Source organism: Vasconcelosia minhoensis LEGE 07310, assembly GCF_015207255.1.
GTDB classification, from domain to species: Bacteria; Cyanobacteriota; Cyanobacteriia; order Phormidesmidales; family Phormidesmidaceae; genus Vasconcelosia; species Vasconcelosia minhoensis.
In genome coordinates this window covers 1-2,490 of the sequence record NZ_JADEXG010000141.1, presented here as the reverse complement: position 1 = coordinate 2,490, position 2,490 = coordinate 1, and the positions used below count along the sequence as shown (strand labels likewise).

Sequence of the window (2,490 nt, the reverse complement as noted above, 5' to 3'; positions counted from 1 at the left end):
TATTAGACGACAATTAACTTGGCTGACTGACGACAACTAACTTGTCCGGTTCATGAGATCGCATCAGGTTCTTACAGAGCGTCAATTAGCGACAAGCCCTTAACATTTCCAACTGCAATATAGACACTAGGCAGCGTCAACCCACGCCAAAGCATGAGGCCAGTGTCAGGGAAACGTATCAACCCACCCCAGGTAAAGCTGTATATGAAAGCTAGAGAGAGCGGCAGCAAACAAAGCACAGCCGCAGCCCAAGCCGGTATCTCTGTCCGCAGCGGCAGGCGGATTGAGCAAGGCCAGCACCCACGCCAACCCGGTCGGCGGCATGACTGGCGGACGCGCAAGGATCCGCTGGCCGAGGTCTGGGACAGTGAACTGGTGCCCATGCTAGAGCGAGCCCCTCAGCTGCAAGCCATGACGCTGTTCGAGCACCTGCAGCAGCGTTATCCGCAGCGATACAGCCGGTCTATTCTGCGTACCTTGCAGCGTCGGGTGCAGCAGTGGAGAGCGACCGCTGGCCCAGCAAAACCGGTCATGTTCGAGCTGGTTCATCGTCCGGGTGAGATGGGGCTGTCCGACTTTACCCACTTCAAGCAAGCCCCCATTACCATTCAATCGAAACCGTTTGCGCATCTGCTCTACCACTATCGGCTAGCCTACAGCGGCTGGCAGTATGTGCAGGTGATTCAGGGCGGTGAGAGCTTTATCGCGCTCTCAGAAGGGCTGCAGAATGCGCTGAGCGCCTGTGGTGGGGCACCCCAAGAACACCGCACCGATAGCCTCAGTGCTGCCTATCGCAATCTGGGGGGGCGAAGGCAGAGCGATTTGAGTGACCTCTATGACCGGCTCTGCCAGCACTATCGGCTCAAGCCGACTCGCAATAACCGGGCTCAGGCCCATGAGAACGGGAGCATCGAGAGTCCGCATGGCTATTTCAAAAACCGCCTACACCAGGCACTGCTGCTGCGCGGCTCCTTCGACTTTGAGTCGCTCAGCGACTACCAGCAACTGATTGAGCAGCTGATTGAGCGACTCAACCAGCTATGCCATCACCGCTTTGAGCAAGAACGCCCGCATCTGCAAGCGCTACCGACTTACCGCTATGCAGACTACGAGATTCTCAGTGCTAGAGTCACTACCCACAGCACCATTTGTGTACGCTGCATTACCTACACGGTGCCATCACGGCTGATTGGCCAGCGCGTCACGGTGCATTTGCATCATGACCGACTCGGGGTCTTTGTCGGCAGGCACCGGGTGGTCACGCTGAGCCGCGTTCATGTTCCGGCTGATGCCCCGACCCGTCGGGCTCGCAGCGTCAATTACCGGCACGGGGTTGAGAGTTTACGAGTGAAGCCCCGTGCCTTCCTCAACTGCACCTGGCAGCAAGACCTCCTACCCAATGACGATTACCGCCAGCTCTGGCAGCAGCTGAAGCAGCAGTTTGAGCGCTATCTAGCGGCCCGACTGATGACCGAAGCCCTCTACATTGCGGCTAAGCAAGACAAAGAGTACGCCGTTGCTCAGTTCCTCAGCGCTCAGCTCCAAGCCGGGACACTCAGCTTGGCAAGTCTCCAGCAGGAATTCAAAGCCTCTACCCCACTGCCTTGCCCCGGGCTTGACGTTCAACAGCATCCCTTGACCCACTATGACCAGTTGCTCGGCTATGACACCTACTCCCACGACCGCCAAAGAGACCCTCAGCGCCCTCCTCAAACATCTCAAGCTATCCCATATGAACCATCACTGGCAGGCCCTTGAGCGGCAAGCGCTGGAGCAAAGCTGGTCGCATGCTCAGTTTCTATTGGCACTCTGTGAGCATGAAGCGTCTCAGCGCTATCACTCTCGCATTCAACCCGCCCTCAAAGAGGCCAAACTACCGCCAGCTAAAGCAATTTCTAACTTTGATTTTAGCCGCTGCCCAAACCTCAATCAGGCCACCCTGGCTCAACTGTCTCAAGATCCGGCCTGGTTATCGCGAGGCGAGAACCTGCTGTTATTTGGCCCCTCTGGGGTCGGCAAAACCCATCTGGCTGCTGCTATCAGTCGAGCCCTCATTGACTTAGGTGCCCGGGTCAAGTTCTGCTCGGCAACGGCCTTAGTCCAGCAATTACAGGCCGCTAAAGCCGACCTCAAGCTGCTGCCAGCCCTACTTAAGCTCGATAAGTATGACCTGCTGGTGTTAGACGATATCAGCTACGTCAAAAAGTCTGAAGCCGAAACCTCTGTCCTGTTTGAGCTGATTGCTCATCGCTATGAATTGCGCAGCTTACTGATTACCGCCAACCATGCGTTTAGCGCCTGGGATGACATCTTTGCTGACACTACCATGACCGTCGCTGCCGTAGATAGACTCGTTCACCATGCGGTCATCATCGAAATCCAGGCAGACAGTTTTCGGCAGCACAGGGCTAAACAGCGTTCTCAAAAGCAGACTGATAAGACCGGACAAGTTAATTGACGCTGACCGGACAAGTTAATTGACATTTGATA

2 protein-coding genes are annotated in these 2,490 nt (G+C 55.9%); both read left to right on the top strand.

Annotated elements, in window-relative coordinates; all coding sequences use genetic code 11:
* Positions 1 to 204: 204 nt before the first annotated feature.
* Complete coding sequence (gene istA / locus IQ241_RS25115; RefSeq protein WP_193912535.1) at positions 205 to 1,758, top strand: IS21 family transposase; 1,554 nt, start codon at positions 205 to 207, stop codon at positions 1,756 to 1,758.
* Positions 1,664 to 2,458, top strand: coding sequence for an IS21-like element helper ATPase IstB (gene istB / locus IQ241_RS25110; RefSeq protein WP_322743802.1), 795 nt, complete (start codon positions 1,664 to 1,666; stop codon positions 2,456 to 2,458). Before istA ends, istB begins: the two co-directional genes overlap by 95 nt.
* Positions 2,459 to 2,490: the final 32 nt, after the last annotated feature.

What these genes read in the sequence shown, in the direction of transcription:
- istA (WP_193912535.1), top strand. Translation starts at nt 205, where the DNA reads ATGAAAGCTAGAGAGAGCGGCAGCAAACAAAGCACAGCCGCAGCCCAA.
- istB (WP_322743802.1), top strand. Translation starts at nt 1,664, where the DNA reads ATGACACCTACTCCCACGACCGCCAAAGAGACCCTCAGCGCCCTCCTC.